Origin of the sequence: Mycolicibacter hiberniae, assembly GCF_010729485.1 — a bacterium.
Lineage (GTDB): Bacteria > Actinomycetota > Actinomycetes > Mycobacteriales > Mycobacteriaceae > Mycobacterium > Mycobacterium hiberniae.
Genome location: NZ_AP022609.1, coordinates 794,790 through 812,045 on the forward strand (window position 1 = coordinate 794,790; position 17,256 = coordinate 812,045).

The 17,256-nt window shown below is 68.0% G+C and carries 18 protein-coding genes; 8 read left to right on the forward strand and 10 right to left on the reverse strand.

Going from position 1 to position 17,256, the window contains the following annotated elements; translation table 11 throughout:
- Nucleotides 1-13 precede the first annotated feature (13 nt).
- The gene (locus G6N14_RS03780; RefSeq protein WP_085133747.1) at nt 14-991 is read right to left on the reverse strand and encodes an oligopeptide ABC transporter permease OppB; all 978 of its coding nucleotides are present in this window, start codon (nt 989-991) and stop codon (nt 14-16) included.
- A gap of 182 nt (nt 992-1,173) precedes the next feature.
- On the opposite strand from G6N14_RS03780, the gene G6N14_RS03785 reads away from it, so the two are divergent.
- The 5 genes from G6N14_RS03785 (at nt 1,174) to G6N14_RS03805 (ending at nt 5,885) form a co-directional block, all read left to right on the forward strand.
- Nucleotides 1,174-1,665 carry a beta-class carbonic anhydrase gene (locus tag G6N14_RS03785; protein ID WP_085133748.1) on the forward strand — a complete coding sequence of 164 codons (492 nt, stop codon included), beginning with the start codon at nt 1,174-1,176 and terminating at the stop codon, nt 1,663-1,665.
- Between the two features lie 201 nt (nt 1,666-1,866).
- The gene (gene cysD / locus G6N14_RS03790) at nt 1,867-2,805 is read left to right on the forward strand and encodes a sulfate adenylyltransferase subunit CysD (RefSeq protein WP_085133749.1); all 939 of its coding nucleotides are present in this window, start codon (nt 1,867-1,869) and stop codon (nt 2,803-2,805) included.
- Entirely contained in the window at nt 2,805-4,658 is a 1,854-nt protein-coding gene (cysC, locus tag G6N14_RS03795; RefSeq protein WP_085133750.1) for a sulfate adenylyltransferase subunit CysN, read from the forward strand. The genes cysD and cysC overlap by 1 nt, the downstream gene beginning before the upstream one ends.
- Nucleotides 4,655-5,383 carry a 3'(2'),5'-bisphosphate nucleotidase CysQ gene (locus G6N14_RS03800; protein ID WP_085133751.1) on the forward strand — a complete coding sequence of 243 codons (729 nt, stop codon included), beginning with the start codon at nt 4,655-4,657 and terminating at the stop codon, nt 5,381-5,383. The genes cysC and G6N14_RS03800 overlap by 4 nt, the downstream gene beginning before the upstream one ends.
- A 25-nt stretch (nt 5,384-5,408) precedes the next feature.
- A complete protein-coding gene (locus tag G6N14_RS03805) occupies nt 5,409-5,885 on the forward strand; it encodes an Rrf2 family transcriptional regulator (RefSeq protein ID WP_085133752.1) in 477 nt (158 codons plus the stop codon).
- Nucleotides 5,886-5,894: 9 nt separating this feature from the next.
- Here G6N14_RS03805 and G6N14_RS03810 read toward each other — a convergent pair whose 3' ends face one another.
- Nucleotides 5,895-6,284, reverse strand: coding sequence for a VOC family protein (locus G6N14_RS03810; RefSeq protein ID WP_085133753.1), 390 nt, complete (start codon nt 6,282-6,284; stop codon nt 5,895-5,897).
- 47 nt (nt 6,285-6,331) lie between these two features.
- On the opposite strand from G6N14_RS03810, the gene G6N14_RS03815 reads away from it, so the two are divergent.
- The gene (locus G6N14_RS03815) at nt 6,332-7,234 is read left to right on the forward strand and encodes an LLM class flavin-dependent oxidoreductase (protein WP_234808754.1); all 903 of its coding nucleotides are present in this window, start codon (nt 6,332-6,334) and stop codon (nt 7,232-7,234) included.
- Nucleotides 7,235-7,366: 132 nt separating this feature from the next.
- Nucleotides 7,367-8,806: a glycoside hydrolase family 183 protein gene (locus G6N14_RS03820; protein ID WP_085133754.1), complete on the forward strand. Its 1,440-nt coding sequence runs from the start codon at nt 7,367-7,369 to the stop codon at nt 8,804-8,806.
- A 10-nt stretch (nt 8,807-8,816) separates the two neighbouring features.
- Here the strand turns inward: G6N14_RS03820 and G6N14_RS03825 are convergent, their stop codons facing one another.
- Genes G6N14_RS03825 through G6N14_RS03835 form a run of 3 tightly spaced genes read right to left on the reverse strand, consistent with a single transcriptional unit; the run spans nt 8,817 to nt 12,021 of the window.
- Complete coding sequence (locus tag G6N14_RS03825; RefSeq protein ID WP_085133755.1) at nt 8,817-10,685, reverse strand: GMC family oxidoreductase; 1,869 nt, start codon at nt 10,683-10,685, stop codon at nt 8,817-8,819.
- Nucleotides 10,682-11,038 (reverse strand): hypothetical protein, encoded by a 357-nt coding sequence (locus tag G6N14_RS03830; protein WP_085133756.1) that lies wholly within the window; start codon nt 11,036-11,038, stop codon nt 10,682-10,684. The genes G6N14_RS03825 and G6N14_RS03830 overlap by 4 nt, the downstream gene beginning before the upstream one ends.
- The gene (locus G6N14_RS03835) at nt 11,035-12,021 is read right to left on the reverse strand and encodes a tocopherol cyclase family protein (RefSeq protein WP_085133757.1); all 987 of its coding nucleotides are present in this window, start codon (nt 12,019-12,021) and stop codon (nt 11,035-11,037) included. The genes G6N14_RS03830 and G6N14_RS03835 overlap by 4 nt, the downstream gene beginning before the upstream one ends.
- A gap of 25 nt (nt 12,022-12,046) precedes the next feature.
- On the opposite strand from G6N14_RS03835, the gene G6N14_RS03840 reads away from it, so the two are divergent.
- Nucleotides 12,047-12,769: a FadR/GntR family transcriptional regulator gene (locus G6N14_RS03840; RefSeq protein ID WP_085133758.1), complete on the forward strand. Its 723-nt coding sequence runs from the start codon at nt 12,047-12,049 to the stop codon at nt 12,767-12,769.
- A 16-nt stretch (nt 12,770-12,785) separates the two neighbouring features.
- Here the strand turns inward: G6N14_RS03840 and G6N14_RS03845 are convergent, their stop codons facing one another.
- The 5 genes from G6N14_RS03845 to istA all read right to left on the reverse strand — a co-directional run bounded on the left by G6N14_RS03845 (nt 12,786) and on the right by istA (nt 17,229).
- Complete coding sequence (locus G6N14_RS03845; RefSeq protein ID WP_085133759.1) at nt 12,786-13,706, reverse strand: LLM class F420-dependent oxidoreductase; 921 nt, start codon at nt 13,704-13,706, stop codon at nt 12,786-12,788.
- 77 nt (nt 13,707-13,783) lie between these two features.
- A complete protein-coding gene (locus tag G6N14_RS03850) occupies nt 13,784-14,020 on the reverse strand; it encodes a hypothetical protein (protein WP_133054879.1) in 237 nt (78 codons plus the stop codon).
- Between the two features lie 688 nt (nt 14,021-14,708).
- The gene (locus G6N14_RS03855) at nt 14,709-15,020 is read right to left on the reverse strand and encodes a hypothetical protein (RefSeq protein ID WP_133054881.1); all 312 of its coding nucleotides are present in this window, start codon (nt 15,018-15,020) and stop codon (nt 14,709-14,711) included.
- 182 nt (nt 15,021-15,202) lie between these two features.
- Entirely contained in the window at nt 15,203-15,985 is a 783-nt protein-coding gene (istB, locus tag G6N14_RS03860) for an IS21-like element helper ATPase IstB (RefSeq protein ID WP_179960867.1), read from the reverse strand.
- A 2-nt stretch (nt 15,986-15,987) separates the two neighbouring features.
- On the reverse strand, nt 15,988-17,229 hold the full coding sequence (istA, locus tag G6N14_RS03865) for an IS21 family transposase (RefSeq protein WP_085133763.1): 1,242 nt from the start codon (nt 17,227-17,229) through the stop codon (nt 15,988-15,990).
- Between the last annotated feature and the right edge of the window lie 27 nt (nt 17,230-17,256).

Below are 17,256 nucleotides of genomic sequence, written 5' to 3' on the forward strand. Positions count from 1 at the left end.
TCGGCGACGCGGCTCATGACACCCGCACCCGGGGGTCGAGAAGGGCGTAGATGACGTCGGAGAGTAACCCGGCCAGCAGCACCACCGCGCCGGAGAACACCGTGATGGCCGCGACGATATTGGTGTCCTGGGTGGCCACGCCCTGCACCACCCACTCGCCCATGCCGTGCCAGCCGAAGATCTTCTCGACGAACACCGCGCCGGTGACCAGGCCGGCCACCCCGTAGGCGAACAGCGTCGCCATCGGGATGAGCGCGGTGCGCAGCCCGTGTTTGAACAGGGCGCGCCGGCGGGTCAGCCCCTTGGCCCGCGCCGTGCGGATGAAGTCCTGGCCCAGCACGTCGAGCATCGCGTTGCGCTGATAGCGGCTGAAGCTGGCGGCCGCGCCCAGCGCCAGGGTGAGCGACGGCAGCACCAGATGTTGCAGTCGATCGGCCAGCCCCGGCCAGAACCCGGTCACCAGGCCCGGGGAGGTCTCCCCGGTGTAGTCGAACAGCTGGGCGCCCAGCGCCCAGTTCACCCGCAGCGCGCTCAAAATCACCAGGTTGGCCAGTACGAAGGTGGGCACCGAGAGGATCAGCAGCGCCGCCAGGGTGATGACGCGGTCCGACAGCCGGTACTGGCGTACCGCCCCCCACGCGCCGGCCACCACGCCGATCGCCGTGCCGGCCAGCGAGCCGACCACCAGCAGGCGCAGGCTGACCCCGACGCGTCGGCCCAGTTCCCCCGAAACCGGCTGGCCGGTGACGGTGACACCGAAGTCGCCGCGCACGGCGTGCGAGGCCCAGTGCGCGTAACGCAACGGAATCGGCTTGTCCAAGCCGAGCTCGGCGGCTTTGGCGTCGATCACGGCCTGCGGCGGCCGCGGGTTGCGCTGCATGAGGCTGTCCAACGGCGCGAAGGCCAAAGACGTCAGGCAGAACGTCAGAAACGAAGCCAGGCCCAGCAGCACCAGATAGTTCAGCGCCCGCCCGGCCAGAAACCGCGTCATGGCCCACAGGGTAGAGGGCCGCGGCGCGACCGCGCCGGATGCGCCATGCCGATCTGCGCTCGTGTCTGTGGTCGGGGCGACCGGGAAAGAAACTCGGCTGATTTTTACCCGTGAAATCCCCGAGAACCTTCACTAGGCTCCGCACGACTCGGCACCACTAATCCGACAGAAAGAGAGAACCTGTGACCGTCACCGACGAGTACCTGGCCAACAATGCGGAATACGCGAAGACCTTCACGGGCCCGCTGCCCATGCCGCCGAGCAAGCACGTCGCGATCGTCGCCTGCATGGACGCTCGCCTGGACGTCTACCGCGTGCTGGGACTCAATGAGGGCGAGGCGCACACCATCCGCAATGCCGGTGGCGTGGTCTCCGACGACGCGATCCGCTCGCTGGCGATCAGCCAGCGGCTGCTGGGCACCCGGGAGATCATCCTGATCCACCACACCGACTGCGGGATGCTGACGTTCACCGACGACGACTTCAAGCGGTCCATCCTGGAGGAGACCGGCATCCGCCCGACCTGGTCGGCAGAGGCGTTCCCGGACGCCACGGAGGACGTCCGCCAGTCGCTGCGGCGGATCCAGGCCAGTCCTTTCATCACCGCCACCACGTCGCTGCGCGGGTTCGTGTTCGACGTCGCCACCGGCAAGCTCGACGAAGTCACCCTGTAATTCCCGCACCTGCCCCTGGGGGGTGGGTGAGGCCTGGTACAACGCGGTGCGGGGCCCCTGTCGCAAGGCAGCGGGTCCCGCATCGTGCGTTGGCACGCGTCACGTTGACAGCACCGCGGTGCGACTGGTTGCATAGCCAGCCATAACCAACAAATATGGTAAGTCTCACCAAGATTACCGGGTATCCCTGGCAAGGAAGTCATGACCAGCAACGTCGCCGCGCCGCCGGAAGCCACCACGGCCGGGCAGTACCAGCTCACGCATCTGCGCACGCTGGAGGCCGAGGCCATCCACATCATCCGGGAGGTGGCCGCGGAGTTCGAACGTCCGGTGCTGCTGTTCTCCGGCGGCAAAGACTCCATCGTCATGCTGCACCTGGCCGTCAAGGCCTTCCGGCCGGGCCGGCTGCCGTTCCCGGTGATGCACGTCGACACCGGCCACAACTTCGATGAGGTCATCGCCGCGCGCGACGAGCTCGTCGCGGAGACCGGGGTCCGGCTGGTGGTGGCCTCGGTGCAAGAGGACATCGACGCCGGGCGGGTGGTCGACGACGGTCCGTCGCGCAACCCGCTGCAGACCGTCACCTTGTTGCGTGCGATCCGGGAGAACAAGTTCGACGCCGCGTTCGGCGGCGCCCGGCGCGACGAGGAGAAGGCCCGCGCCAAGGAGCGGGTGTTCAGCTTCCGTGACGAGTTCGGCCAGTGGGACCCCAAGGTCCAGCGCCCCGAGCTGTGGAACCTCTACAACGGCCGGCACCGCAAGGGCGAACACATCCGGGCGTTCCCGCTGTCGAACTGGACCGAGTTCGACATCTGGTCCTACATCGGCTCCGAGCAGATCGCCCTGCCGTCGATCTATTTCGCGCACCAGCGCAAGGTTTTCCGGCGCGACGGAATGCTGTTGGCCGACCACGAGTTCCTGCGGCCCGCCGACGGCGAAGAGGTGTTCGAGACCTCCGTCCGGTTCCGCACCGTCGGCGATGTCACCTGCACCGGCTGTGTGGAGTCCACGGCGGCCACCGTGGAGGAGGTGATCGCCGAGACCGCGGTCTCGCGGCTCACCGAACGGGGCGCGACCCGCGCGGACGACCGGATCTCCGAAGCAGGCATGGAAGACCGCAAGAGGCAGGGGTATTTCTGATGGGTGCGGCCACCACGCTGCTTCGAATCGCGACGGCCGGCTCGGTCGACGACGGCAAGTCCACGCTGATCGGACGGTTGCTGTTCGACTCCAAGGCGGTCATGGAGGACCAGCTGGCCTCCGTCGAGCGCACGTCGCGCGAACGCGGCAACGACTACACCGACCTTGCTCTGGTCACCGATGGGCTGCGCGCCGAGCGCGAGCAGGGCATCACGATCGACGTCGCCTACCGCTATTTCGCAACGCCCAAGCGGAAATTCATCATCGCCGACACCCCTGGGCACATCCAGTACACCCGCAACATGGTGACCGGCGCCTCGACCGCCCAGCTGGCGATCGTGCTGGTCGACGCCCGGCACGGCCTGCAGGAGCAGTCTCGCCGGCACACCTTCCTGGCATCGCTGCTGGGCATCCGCCACATCGTGCTGGCCGTCAACAAGATGGACCTGATCGACTGGGACGCCGACAAATTCGAGGCGATCCGCGACGACTTCCATTCGTTCGCCACCCGCCTGGACGTCCACGACGTGACCACCATCCCGATCTCGGCGCTGCTCGGCGACAACGTGGTGACAAAGTCCGACAAGACGCCTTTCTACGACGGACCGGCCCTGCTGTCGCACCTCGAAGAGGTCTACATCGCCGGCGACCGCAACCTGGTCGACGTCCGGTTCCCGGTGCAGTACGTGATCCGGCCGCAGACCCACGAGCATGCCGACCACCGCAGCTACGCGGGTACGGTCGCCAGCGGCGTGCTGCGTCCCGGCGACGACGTGGTGGTGCTGCCGTCGGGCAAACCGAGCCGGATCGCCGCGATCGAGGGGCCCAATGGCGCTGTGGCCGAGGCATTTCCGCCGATGGCGGTCTCGGTGAGCCTCACCGACGACATCGACATCTCACGCGGCGACATGATCGCCCGGACCAACAACCAGCCGCGCGTGGTTCAGGATTTCGACGCCACCGTGTGCTGGATGGCCGACGGCGCGACCCTGCAGCCGGGCAACGACTACGTCATCAAGCACACCACCCGCACCACCCGGGTCAAGGTGATGGCGCTGGACTACCGCCTCGATGTCAACACCTTGCACCGCGACAAAGACGCCAACGACCTCAAGCTCAACGAGCTCGGCCGGGTCTCGCTGCGTGCCCAGGTGCCCCTGATGCTCGACGAGTTCACCCGCAACGACGCCACCGGCTCGTTCATCCTGATCGACCAGGCCACCAACGGAACCGTGGCCGCCGGCATGGTGCTGCGCGACGTGTCGCCGCGCGCGGCGAGCCCCAACACCGTGCGGCACCAGTCGCTGGTCACCGCCGCGGACCGGTTGTCCAAGGGGCGCACCGTGTGGTTGACCGGCCTCTCCGGTGCGGGCAAGTCGTCGGTGGCGATGCGCGTCGAACAGCTGCTGCTCGAACGAGGCACGCCCGCTTACGTTCTCGACGGCGACAACCTGCGGCACGGCCTCAACGCCGACCTGGGCTTCTCGATGGCCGACCGCGCCGAGAACCTGCGCAGGTTGGCCCATGTGGCCACCTTGCTGGCCGACTCCGGCCAGATCGTGCTGGTGCCGGCCATCAGCCCGATGATCGAGCATCGACAGCTGGCCCGCCAGGTGCACACCGACGCCGGGTTCGACTTCATCGAGGTGTTCTGCGACACCTCGCTCGAGGAGTGCGAGCAGCGTGACCCCAAGGGGCTCTACGCGAAGGCGCGGGCGGGTTTGATCACCCACTTCACCGGCATCGACAGCCCGTATCAGCGGCCGCGTAATCCCGACGTGCGCCTGACCTCCGACGACAGCATCGACGAGCAGGCCCGTCAGGTGGTCGCAGCGATCGACGCCCGGCAGTGAACGACCACCAGCTGGCAGGTCACCTCGCCACCGAGGCCGGCCGGCTGCTGCTGGCGGTGCGCCAGGAACTGGCCGGGGCCGGCGAAGCCGAGCGCAAGGCGGCCGGGGACCGGCGTTCCCACGAATTCCTGATGGCCGCCCTGGCGCAGGCGCGGCCGCAGGATGCGGTGCTGTCCGAGGAAGGCGCCGACAACCCGGCCCGGCTTCGCGCCGAACGGGTGTGGATCGTCGACCCGCTCGACGGCACCCGGGAGTTCAGCGAACTGGGCCGCGACGACTGGGCCGTGCACGTGGCGCTGTGGCAGGCCGGCGATCTGACGGCCGGGGCGGTGGCCCTGCCCGCACGAGACATCACGCTGGCGACCCCGTCGGTTGCCGCACCGCCCGCCGCCGACGGCGCGCCCCGGATCGCGGTGTCGCGCAGCCGGCCCCCGGCGATCTCGGAGGCCGTTCGCGCCCGGCTGGACGGTGTTCTGGTGCCGATGGGCTCGGCAGGGGTGAAGGTGGCCGCCGTGGTCCAGGGCACCGCCGATGTCTACGTGCACGCCGGTGGGCAGTACGAGTGGGACTCGGCGGCCCCGGTGGCGGTGGCCCGGGCCGCAGGACTGCACACCTCCCGCCTGGACGGCTCGCCGCTGGTCTACAACCGGGCCGACCCCCTGCTGCCCGACCTCGTGGTGTGCCGCCCCGAATACGCCCAAGCGGTGCTCTCGGCAGTCAATTGACCCACCAGATGGAAGAATGCTCGCAATGCGCATGTCGGCCAAGGCGGAGTACGCGGTGCGAGCGATGGTCCAACTGGCCACCGCCGAGCCCGGCTCCCTGGTCAAGACCGATGAGATCGCGGCGGCGCAAGGCATTCCGGCGCAGTTCCTGGTCGACATCTTGTCCGATCTGCGCACCGACCGGCTGGTGCGCAGCCAGCGCGGCCGCGACGGCGGCTACGAACTGGCCCGGGCGGCAACCCAGATCAGCGTCGCGGATGTGCTGCGCTGCATCGACGGTCCGCTGGCCAGCGTTCGCGACATCGGCGTAGGCGATCTGCCCTACTCCGGTCCGACCGCCGCCCTGACCGACGTGTGGCGGGCGTTGCGGGCCAGCATGCGCTCGGTGCTGGAGAAGACCAGCCTGGCCGACGTGGCCTCGGGCGAGCTGCCCGCGCACGTCGTCGAACTGGCCGCCGACTACCGCACCCAAGAGCGCCAGCGGGGCCACACTCCGGGCTAGTAACGGCGGTTAACCGCCGGAGCCGTACGGCCGGGTAAGGATCTCCATGTTGTGGCCGGCGGGGTCGCGGAAATACACACCGCGCCCGCCATCGCGGTGGTTGATCTGGCCGGCCTGCGTGCCGCCGGGATCGGCCCAGTGCTCCAGCCCCCGGTCGGAAATCTTGGCGTAGATCGCGTCGAAGTCGGACTCCGAGACCAAGAAGGCGTAGTGCTGCGGCCGAATCGGCTCACCGGCGGGCACGTCGGCGTAATCCAGGCTGGCCTGGTGTTCGAGGGCGACCACCTGGAAGTGGCCCAAGGGCTGCGGTGCGGGCAGGCCGAACAGCTCGGCCAGAAACGCTGCCGAGGACTGCTTGTCCCGGGCGGCCACGATGGTGTGATTGAAGGAGATTCCCATTCCTTCCAGTGTCGGCCGTGCACGGCGCGCATGCCACAATCGCGGTCATGCGCGTGGGAATGACCATGCCGGTGATGGAACCGGACCTGAATGCGACGCTGCTGCGCGACTGGGCCCGCGCGATCGACGACGGGCCGTTCTCGGCGTTGTGCTGGGGCGAACGGATCGCCTTCGCCAACCCGGACAGCCTGACGCTGGCGGGTGCGCTGGCGGCGTGGACCGAGCGGGTTCGCCTGGTGACCACGGTGATCGTCCCGCAACTGCACGACCCCGTGATGCTGGCCAAGGCGCTGGCCACCGCGGACGTGCTCTGCGACGGCCGGCTCACCGTCGGGCTGGGCGTGGGCGGCCGGGTCGAGGACTATCGCGCTGTCGGCGCCGACCCGGCCACGCAGACGATGCGCGCGATGGCCGACGCGGTGGCGATCATGCGACGGGTCTGGGCGGGGGAGAAGGTCACCGAGTCGGTGCTGCCGGTGGGGCCGAGCCCGGTGCAACCCGGTGGGCCGCCGCTGCTGGTCGGCACCATCGGTCCCAAGACGCTGCGCAGTGCCGCGTCGTGGGCCGAGGGCCTGGCCGGAATAACCATGGACCTTGATGTGGCCAAGCAGAACGAACTGTTCGACGTCGCGCGCGACGCCTGGCATCAGGCGGGCCGGGCCAAGCCGCGGCTGGCGACGTCGTTCTGGTTCGCGCTGGGGGATCGCGATGCTGCCCGTGACCAGGTCCGCCGGCACCTGTTGCGCTACATGAACTGGATTCCCGCCGAGTACGTCGAGGCGATGGCGCCGTCAACGGGCTGGGCGGGCAGCGAGGACGAGCTCGCCGAGGTGCTGCGTGGGTTCGCGGCGGTGGGCACCGACGAGGTGCACCTGATCCCCACCAGCTCGGATCTGGGCCAGCTGCGCGGCGTGGCCGACGTAGTCGCCGAGATCACCCGGGCCGGCTGAGCTGTCTTTCCTGCTGGTTGCGACACCGTCACGGATACATCTCTTTCCTTCACCGCCCGCCACACCAGCCCCAGGAATCACTATCGTCGCAGGGGAGTGAGACCCGGCACCGGGTCCGGGGAAAGGTGGGACATGTCGGCGACGCGTCGAATCGTCTCGGCGGCATTGGTGCCGGCGGTGGTTCTTGGGTTGGTGGCCGCCACCGAATTCGCCCCACCAGCCAACGCCGCTACCTGCCACGCCCCCGAGGCCAACATCGACCCGCCGCCGGGATCGCCCACCACCGGTGCGGGTCAGATGCCGACCGGGCGCCGGCCCCGCGGCACCAACGATCAGGCGCCGCTGCCCAAGCTGGGCCCGCTGATCGCCGCACTGATCAACCCGAACGGCACCATCAAGCAGCAGGCCGCGGTGGTGCCGCCGGTTCCCAACCCCGCCGGCCAGGCCGCCCCGAACGTCGCCCAGCCGGTGCAGCCCGTTCCGAACGTCGGCGCCGACCAGGGCATCTCCACCGCCGATCCCGGCGGGGCCATCGCCGGTGCGCAGACGTCCCTGGTGGAGTGGGTGACCGGGCCCAACAGCCCCAATAAGACACTGGAACGCTTCGGCATCTCCGGAACTGACCTCGGCATTCCTTGGGACAACGGGGATCCCGTCAACAGGCAGATCCTCATGGCATTCGGCGACACCTTCGGCTACTGCCGTATCGAGGGTAAGCAGTGGCGCAAGAACGTGCTGTTGCGCAGCCAGGACAACAACCTGTCCGACGGCATCACGGTGACCGCCGGAGCGGTGGGCAACAAATATTCGGGTTCGCCACTGCGGCAAGCGAATTTCTCCAAGCAGATTCTGCCCGCTGTGCAACTGGCGCCCCACCAGGAGGGCATGATCCCCACTGCCGCCATCGGGATTGCCGGCAACCAGTACATGAACTTCATGTCGATCAAGAAGTGGGGCCGCGACGGCGAGTGGTCCACCAATTACTCGGCGATCGCGGTCTCCAACGACAACGGCGAAACGTGGGGCGTCTATCCGGGCACCGTGCGGTCCACATCGCCGGAGAACGTCCCACGGGCCCGCTTCGTGCCGGGCAACGAGAAGTTTCAGATGGGCGCGTTCCTGCGCGGCAACGACGGCTATCTGTACTCCTACGGCACGCCTTCGGGCCGCAGCGGCTCGGCGTACCTGTCGCGGGTGTCCGAGCGCACCATTCCGGACGTGACCACATACGAGTACTGGAACGGCGACACCGGGGCGTGGGTGCCCAACAACCCGGCTGCGGCCACACCGGTGATCCCCGGACCGGTGGGCGAGATGTCGGTGCAGTACAACACCTATCTGCGGCAGTACCTGGCGCTGTACGGCAACGGCGGCAACGACGTCGTGGCCCGCACCGCGCCGACGCCGCAGGGTCCGTGGAGCGCCGAGCAGACGCTGATCCCCACCGGCCAGATTCCCGGCGGTATCTACGCGCCCTACATGCACCCCTGGTCGACCGGCAAAGAGGTGTACTTCACCCTGTCGCTGTGGAACGCCTACGACGTGATGCTGATGCGCACGGTGCTGGGCTGAGGGCGGCCGCTCAACACCGCGAGGCGACCACCTCGTCGGCCACCGCCAGGGCCAGCGCCATGATCGACACCTGAGGATTGACCTCGGGGCAGCTGGGCAGGATGGACGCATCGGCGACCCAGACGCCGTCCACTCCGCGCAGTCTCCCGCGCTCATCGACCGGGCACAGCTGGTCGTCGCTTCCGGCGGCGGCGGTGCCCGTCGGGTGGAATGCCGCCAGGTGCAGGCGCCGGGGATCGGCCCGGCGCAGAACGTCGCTCAGCTCCGCAACCGAGGACACCGTGGGCGCCGAGGACAGGCCGGTGATCACCTCCACCGCGCCGGCGGCAAACAGCAGGCGGCCCATGGCCTCGATCGCCACCACCAGTTTGGCCAGATCCCGATCAGTGATGTCATAGCGCAGCACGGCCGGGCCGCGCGCTGTTCTGACGACTCGCCCCACGCCCTCATCGGCAACCATGGCGCCCACCGACCCGATGTGATGCGCCCGGTCGAGCCAGCTCAGCAGTTCCCGGCCATAGCCCGGGAACACCATCGACCCCATCCCGGGCGGTGTGGCGGTGGCCTCGATCAGGATGCCGTGTGACCGGTGCAGCTCCTCGACCGCAGCGCTTTGCAGGACGCCGTTCCAGGCGTACACCTCTTCGTCGAAACGGCCGGCCAGCGGGACCGAGGGGTGCAGGGCCAGGTTGCGGCCGAGACGCGGATGACCGCCGAGTCGGCTGCGCCACAGAAGTTTCGGCGTCTCGCCGGCGCCACTGGCGATCACCACCGTCGATGCGAGCACCTCGAAGGTGGAACCGTCGGATCGCAGCGCCCGGACCCCTCGGGTGCGACCACCCGAATGCAACACGCGGGTCACCCGGGCCTGGGAAATGATGCGGGCCCCGGCGTCGCACGCCTGCGGCAGCGCGTTGAGGTGGACCCCGAACTTGGCGTTGCGGGGGCAGCCCAACGCGCATTGGCAGCAGGCGCCGCAGCCGGGGGCGTTGCGGGTGAGCGGCGCAGCGCTCCAGCCGAGTTCGCGGGCACCTGCCAAGAGCAGAGAGCCGTTGCGGCCCATGATGTCGTGGGGAACCGGGCCGACCTGCAGGGTGGCTTCGACGTCATCGAGTGCGCGTGCCAGCACGTCCTGATCGGCAAGTGCCAGACCGAAGTGATCCCGCCATCGTTGTTGCACGTCTGCCGGCGGGCGATAGCAGGTGCCCGAATTCACCACGGTGGTGCCACCGACGGCGCGGCCGATGGGCAGCACCAGCGGCGGGCGGCCCAGCGCGAGCGTGGTGCCCCCGGCGCGGTAGAGACCGGCATAGCGGTCCATCGGGTGGGTGGTGCGGAACTCTTCGGACGTCCAGTGCCGGCCTTCCTCGAGGACCACCGTGTCCAGGCCGGCTAGCGTCAAGGTCCGCGCCACCATGGCGCCACCGGCGCCGGAGCCGACAACCACGGCGTCGGCCCGAATCGCTGTGGCGGCTTCGGTCGAAGCGGTGACCGACAGGGCTGCGTCGGGCCGCACGACCGGGGTCGACTGCGCGTGTGCAAGCAGTTCGCCCGCGAAGGTGTCGGCGCCATTGGCCAGCAGTGCCACCGCTTTGAGGCCGTCGACTGCCGCCTCGGTGGCTGCGCCGAGTCCGGCGATGCGGCGCAGGACGGCCGCTCGCGCATCGGGCGGCAGGCGGCGCGCGGTGCGGCCGGTCCCCAGGTAGCCGGCTGCCGCCATCGACAGCAGCCCGGCGCGTACCGCGAGCCTGGTGCCACTGGGCAGCTGTCGGACGTAACGCTCGATCCGGGAGACGAGCACCTCTGGTGGGGGGCCGCCGTGCTCCTGCGGCAACAGCGCGGCACCAAACGACGCGGCGGCGCGGCCGGCGAGTGTCATGAGACCAACGTGAGTCGGCCGGCAGTACGACGCCGACCAAGGCGGCGGCCCAATTTGAGGAAGAACGGATACGTCGCGAAGAGGACCGCTGCCACAGCGTGCGCGCGCCATCCCAACGACTCGGTGCGAAGCCGCAGAATCCCGCTGTTCCACATGAAGTCGCGGCCGTCGCGCGAGCCGAAGGGCCGCCACATGATGCCCAGGCCGGGGACGTTGTTGTACAGCCCGAAGGATGCCCCGAAGAAGGTCCCCAGCACCGCGGCCTCTGCCAGATCACGCTCGGCGACATCGACTTCACGTTCGATCAAGACGCCGGCGGCAACCAGCATCGGGGGATCCAGCAGAAAACTCATCCAAGCGACCTTTCGTTGACGGTGGGCGCCGCGTCGCCGCGGAAGCCGATCTCGGCATGTCCGGTGCCCGACACCGACCAGCTGCGTTCCACGATGCGCACGCCGCGCCGGTGCCGGCCGACCTCGATGTGGATATCGGCCTGCCCGGTGTTGGTGCACACCGCGACGGCGCCGTCGGGATCCTGATAGCGCATGCTGACGCATCGCTCGGCCGGTTGATCGACGCGTATTCGAATGTCACGCCTGCCGATTCGTCCTTCCAGCTGCCACCTCGGCAGGTCGAGGCTGGTGCGCACCCGCACGGCCGGCAGGCCGCTGCCCGGCCAGTCCCGGCCATCGGCGCGCAACCGGATGAACGCCACCGGCCGCAGCGCGCGCAGGCCTGGCCGTCGCGATACCGCGGTGACGACCTCGAGGGCGTCCTGGCCGCCGAGATCGGCGTGGATCCAGCCCCACCGCTCGGCGTTTCCGTGACCGTAGATGTGCGATACCGCGCCGCGCCATCCGTCGATTCTGTGCGCAGTCCCGTTGAGCGACAACGTTCCCTGGAACTCGGCGGTCGGGGCCAACACCACCTGCGCGCCGGGCAGCAGCTCGCGCTCCCAGACGAATCGGGGGAAGGTCCACAGCGGCGCTGCGGGGTCTGTCCAGCGCAGGTCCCATTCCATGGCACCGGCGCGTCCACTAAGAAAGCCCGGGCCGACCCGGCCACCGGCGCCGCGGTACCAGCTGCCGTCGTGCTCGTGGGGCGCCAGCGGCTCCGGGCCGAGCCGCTGAGTCTGCGGTTCGCCCTGTGCCGGAAACCAGGTGATCCAGCCATGGCTGAACGGCGGGCCGCCGTCGGTCGGCGCGACAATCTCGTGGTGGATCCACAGGCCGGCGCGGCTCACCGGATCCGACAGGGTCGCGTACCACACCTCAAGGCGACCGGACTGTCCGCGCCAGCGGGCCGCGGCCGCCGATGCCACATCACTTGACGTCATCCTGCGTACTGTATTGGTTGAGCCAATGGACCAGTCAAGCCCCATCGGGCAACCGCAGCGCCGGCGCCTCGACGAGCAGATCGCGACGTCGATCATCGAGGCGATCGTCGACGGCGCTTATCCGCCGGGTTCGGTGCTGCCGCCGGAGCGTGATCTGGCCGAACAACTCGGGGTCAACCGGACCTCGCTGCGGCAGGCGCTGGCCCGGTTGCAGCACATGAGGCTGATCGAAGCCCGGCAGGGCAGCGGGAATCTGGTGCGTGAGCCCGCGGCGCTGACCGATCCGGCGATCGTCGGGGTCCTGCTGCGCAAGCTGGGTCCCGACTTCCTTGCCGAGCTGTTGGAGATCCGGGAGGCGCTCGGTCTGCTCATCGGCGAGCTGGCCATCAGCCGTGCTACATCCGAGGACCTGGCGGCGTTGCGCCCGACGTTGGAGTTCGTGCGCGCAGCCGACCGCCCCGAAGTGCTTCAGACCGCGGAGCTTGCGTTTTTCGCGGTGCTCATCCAGGCCACCCACAATCGCGCCCTGGCCCTGATGTTCGGTTGGGTGCAGCAGGGTTTCGGTGGGCGCGAGCATGAGCTCACCGCGGCCTTCGCGGACGCCGGCGCCGTACGGACTGCGCTGGCGGCGATCGCCGACGCCGTTATCGCCGGCGATGCGGCCCGGACCGCCGCCACGATGCGGGCACATCTGCAGGCCAGCGGCCAGCGCATGCTCGCCGCCGCACGTCTGACCGGTGCGGGCTGAGTGGCTGGGAACCCCGCTATCCGGCGTCGATCACCGCACGCAACGCCGCACCGACTTCGGCGACCAGGCCTGGGGTGTAGCCGGGGACGTTGATGGTCACGCCGCCGACGCCGGCGTCGAGCACCTTGGTCTTGATCTGCTCGGCGATCGACTCGGGGCTGCCCGCCACCGCGCGCTGTGCGATCGGGGCCGGGATCTGATCGGCGGTCAGGTTCGCACCGGCCAGTGCGGTGAGCAGCATGGTGGTTTCCAGCGTGGCCGGGTCACGGCCCACTTCCTCGCAGCTGCGCCGCACCGCGTCCATCTTCTGCGGGAGCTCGTCGAACCCGGTGATCAGGTTGAGGTGGTCGAAGTGCCGGGCCGCCATCGGGATGGTCTTCTTCTCGCCGCTGCCGCCGATCAACAGCGGAATGTGGTCGCGGTAGCGCGGTTCGGCCACGGCCTCGCGGGTCCGGTACCACTTGCCCTCGAAGGTCGGCCGCTCACCTTTGATCATCGGCAGGATGATCTGCAGCGCCTCGTCGAGCCGGTTGAACCGGTCGGTGAAGGTACCGAATTCGAAACCCAACTGGTCATGTTCGAGCTCGAACCAGCCGGTGCCGATGCCCAGGACGGCGCGCCCGCCGCTGACCACGTCCAGCGTGGTGATGATCTTGGCCAGCAGCGCCGGGTTGCGGTAGGTGTTGCCGGTGACCAGGGTGCCCAGCTGCACCGTTTCGGTTGCCGTCGCCAGCGCACCCAGGGCGGTGTAGGCCTCGAGCATCGGCTGATCGGGGGCGCCCAGCATGGGCAGTTGGTAGAAGTGGTCCATCAGGAAAACGGCGTCGAAGCCGCTGGCCTCGGCCTCGCGGGCTTGAGCGATCACGGTGGGGAAGAGCTGAGAAACATCGGTGCCGTAGGAGAAGTTGGGGATCTGGAAGCCAAGGCGAATCGTCACATGGCTGAGCGTAGGGGCAGCGGGGGAGTGGGATGGGGCGATTCCGCTGTGCGCGAAGTGAAATTCTGCCGGCGGGTTTAGCCGTCCAGCTTTCGGTGGCGGGGATGTGCTCGGTATTCCATCGACTGCTTGCGTCGCAGGGGCCGGCGCTGGCCGATGTAGTAGGCGGTCATGTAGAGCAGGGCGAAGATGCCCACGGTGATGACGGCGTTGACGCCGAACTGTAGGTATTGGCCGCGCGCAATCGGATAGCCCCAGCTCGCGTCGCCGTATGCGGTCACGACGGCGAGCATTGCGGCGAAGGCACCACTCATGACGCCCACCCAGATCTCGCCTTTTCCTATGGCGGCGAAATACTCATTTCCGGCGCCGATCGCACTGAGTACGACGAGAGCCCACCACATGGTTGTGGCGGTGACAGCCCGCTGTAGGAGTCGGGATGTGGATCGATCTCTTGCTGTGCGGCATCGGTTGTCGCGGGTGTGTCTTCGGGGTCGGGGTCTTCGATCGTCAAGGAGTAAATCTTTCCGCCGATCTTGATGTAGGGAGTCGATACATACGCTGCGATGGCCATCGCCGACGCGAAAAAGACTCCCCCGGCTGCGTTTTTCCACGTGGGATATGTCGCCAGGACGCCAAAAACCCCTGCAATGCAGGCAGAACTCCAATAGATCCGCCGCTGAGCGTGAATGCTGATTTTGAGAAACGAAAGGACAAATCCCGTAAAGAAGCACAAGACTACTACGAAGAAAGCCAGATTCCTCACCATTAGCCGCCCATCGCTTTCTCCACTGCTAACTCCCCGCCAAAACTACCTGCAATAGGGCCGGCAAGTCCGACAACCACGGTGCCTTCGGGCCCGACCAATGAACCGCGCGTCGCCCCTGCGGTGAATCCTCCTAACCAGCCCCCAAGACCGCGACCTCTGTGTTTGAGCGGACCCTTGGGCAAAGGGAGCTCCACTCAATATGTCGTCGCCAGTCACCAAGAAATCCAGTCCTCCTAGTTTCGATGCCGGGGGTGTGCTCGGTATTCCATCGACTGCTTGCGTCGCAGTGGCCGGCGTTTGCCCATGTAGTAGAGGGGCAGGTAAATCAGGGGCAAAGCGCCTGCGGTGATCACCGATACGACGGCGAACGGTGTGTATTGGCCGCGCGCGATGGGGTAGCCCCAGCTGGCGTCGCCGTAGGCGGCGCCGACAATTATCAGGGCAAAGAAGGTGGCGCTCATGGCGCCGACCCAGATCTCCCCTCGTCCCTCGGCGGCGAAGTAGACGTTTGCGGTGGCGGTCAGCGCGGGCACGAGGAGCCTCACCAGAATATTGTGGCGGTAAGGATCCCGCTGTAGGAGTCTGGATGCGGATCGATCTCCTGCTGCGTGGGATCGGTTGTCGCGGGTGTGTCTTCGGGGTCGGGGTCGATGATCGTCAAGGAGTGTTGACGACGGTCGAAATCTAGGCCAGAAGCGACGGTGAAAAGTAGGCCACGTGGTCGTGGTTATTGTGCCGTGTTGTCGGCTCTGGCGGAGGGCAAGGTGGCGATTCCGGTGTCTTTGAGGCGGTAGCTGGAGCCTTTGAGGGTCAGGACGTCGGCGTGGTGGACGATGCGGTCGATCATGGCTGCGGCCACGACCTGGTCTCCGAAGACGTCGCCCCAGCGGGCGAAGGGCAGGTTTGAGGTCAGGATCAGCGAGGCGTGTTCGTAGCGGCTGGAGACCAGTTGGAAGAACAGGTTCGCAGCGTCCTGCTCGAACGGGATGTAGCCGACCTCGTCGACGACGAGCAGACCGATGCGACGCAGCTTGGCCAGCTCGGCGGGCAGCCGGCCGGCGTTGTGGGCGGCCTTGAGGCGAGCGACCCAGTCCACGGCGGTGGCGAAGGCGATGCGGTGCCCGGTCTGGGCGGCTTTGATGGCCAATCCGATGGCGAGGTGGGTTTTGCCGGTGCCGGGTGGGCCGAGTAGCACCACGTTGCGGGATTTGGCCAGGAACGCGCTGGTGCCGAGATGAGCGATCATGTCTCGGTTCAGAGCTGGTTGGTGATCGAAGTTGAAGTCCTCCAACGATTTGCGGGTCGGGAATCCGGCGGAGCGGATGCGGGTCGCCGCGCCGGATGCTTCGCGGGCGGCGACCTCCCGCGAGAGCACCGCCGCCAAGTACTCCTCATGAGTCCAGCCGTCGTCGCGGGCTTGGTCGGCCAGCCGGGCGGCCGACTCGCGGATACGCGGGGCCTTGAGCGCTTGGGCGTAGTGCACAACGGCCTTCATCGGGTCCTCGGCCATGCTCACGCCACCTCCCCGTCGGAGGCGGTGGTGCTGCCGAGGAAATCAACACCGAAGGCCCGGTCATAGTCGGATAGATCCCGCATCGGATGATCACCGGCCGCCAAGGGTGGGCTGGCCTGGAACTGCTGACGCAACGCCGCGGCAGCCTGCACGTGGGCGGGGTCGGTCAGGGTCTGTCGCCTCGCCCAGCAGCGGTCATGAGCCGCCAGCAGGCGCCCCGATCTGCTCACCGTCACCTGCGTCAAGGTGGTGCTCACCTCGACGAGTTGGCCGATCGCTCGCGGGTCCACGGAGTAGTCATTGCCGGCCACCCGCACGTAGTAGTCACGCCCCAATCGCACCGAAGTCACCGACTGCACCAACGGTGGCACCGGTGGCAGCGCCAGCATGTGGCCTCGATCGGAATCGAGGAAGTCGACGGGTCGCCCATCGAGGACCCGCACCCGACGGCGGTTGGCGATCGGAAGCCACAGTTGCAGTTGGCTATTGAAGTCTTGCGGTGAGGTGAAGCTACGCCCGGGCAGAAACGAGGTCTCCAGGTACCGGTTGGCCCGCTCCACCACCCCCTTGGATTCGGGGTCATAGGGTTTGAGTTGCACCAGCCGCGACCCGAGGGTGCCCACCAGAGCCGTCACCGGATCAGTCAACCGGCCACGACGACCGATCCCGGCTTCGTTGTCCCACCACAGCTCACGGGGCACCGCGCCAAAGCTGCCCGAAAGCAGCTGCCACATCCCGGCCACCAGATCCATGGTCTGACGCGAGGGCAGCATCACCGCGGCGATGAACCGAGAAAACGCCGCCACCATCACCAGCACCGGCAGCACCGCCTCTTGGCCGAACCCCACCGCAATCTTGGGCGCGGGGAACCACAGGTCGCACTGGATCACCCGACCTGGCGGATGCTCAAGCCGATCCACCGGATCGGCAGGCAGGTACTCCGGGCGGATCGCCCGGACTCGCTCCCTAAACCACGAGATCGAACCGGCCCACCCGACCCGCTCGGCGAGCACCGTCGCCGGCATCTGCGGATAGACCGACAACACCGTCCGAATCCGCGGCTCCACCTCGCTGATCGCCGACGGCACCGCCGCCCGCTCGTACTTCGGTGGAACATCGCTGGCCAGCGCGCTGGCGACCGTGTCGCGCGCAATACCCAGCTGCCGTGCGATAGCCCGCTGCGACAACCCTTCGCTGCGGTGAAGATGCCGGATCAAGGCCCAGTCTTCCAAGGAGATCACCCATCCAATCTGATTGGGTGGCCTACT

Bases quoted from the DNA above. Each gene is read 5' to 3' on its own strand.
- G6N14_RS03780 (WP_085133747.1), bottom strand. From the start codon at position 991: ATGACGCGGTTTCTGGCCGGGCGGGCGCTGAACTATCTGGTGCTGCTG.
- cysD (WP_085133749.1), top strand. From the start codon at position 1,867: ATGACCAGCAACGTCGCCGCGCCGCCGGAAGCCACCACGGCCGGGCAG.
- cysC (WP_085133750.1), top strand. From the start codon at position 2,805: ATGGGTGCGGCCACCACGCTGCTTCGAATCGCGACGGCCGGCTCGGTC.
- G6N14_RS03805 (WP_085133752.1), top strand. From the start codon at position 5,409: ATGCGCATGTCGGCCAAGGCGGAGTACGCGGTGCGAGCGATGGTCCAA.
- G6N14_RS03810 (WP_085133753.1), bottom strand. From the start codon at position 6,284: ATGGGAATCTCCTTCAATCACACCATCGTGGCCGCCCGGGACAAGCAG.
- G6N14_RS03815 (WP_234808754.1), top strand. From the start codon at position 6,332: ATGCGCGTGGGAATGACCATGCCGGTGATGGAACCGGACCTGAATGCG.
- G6N14_RS03820 (WP_085133754.1), top strand. From the start codon at position 7,367: ATGTCGGCGACGCGTCGAATCGTCTCGGCGGCATTGGTGCCGGCGGTG.
- G6N14_RS03825 (WP_085133755.1), bottom strand. From the start codon at position 10,685: ATGACACTCGCCGGCCGCGCCGCCGCGTCGTTTGGTGCCGCGCTGTTG.
- G6N14_RS03830 (WP_085133756.1), bottom strand. From the start codon at position 11,038: ATGAGTTTTCTGCTGGATCCCCCGATGCTGGTTGCCGCCGGCGTCTTG.
- G6N14_RS03835 (WP_085133757.1), bottom strand. From the start codon at position 12,021: ATGACGTCAAGTGATGTGGCATCGGCGGCCGCGGCCCGCTGGCGCGGA.
- G6N14_RS03840 (WP_085133758.1), top strand. From the start codon at position 12,047: ATGGACCAGTCAAGCCCCATCGGGCAACCGCAGCGCCGGCGCCTCGAC.
- G6N14_RS03850 (WP_133054879.1), bottom strand. From the start codon at position 14,020: ATGAGTGGTGCCTTCGCCGCAATGCTCGCCGTCGTGACCGCATACGGC.
- istB (WP_179960867.1), bottom strand. From the start codon at position 15,985: ATGGCCGAGGACCCGATGAAGGCCGTTGTGCACTACGCCCAAGCGCTC.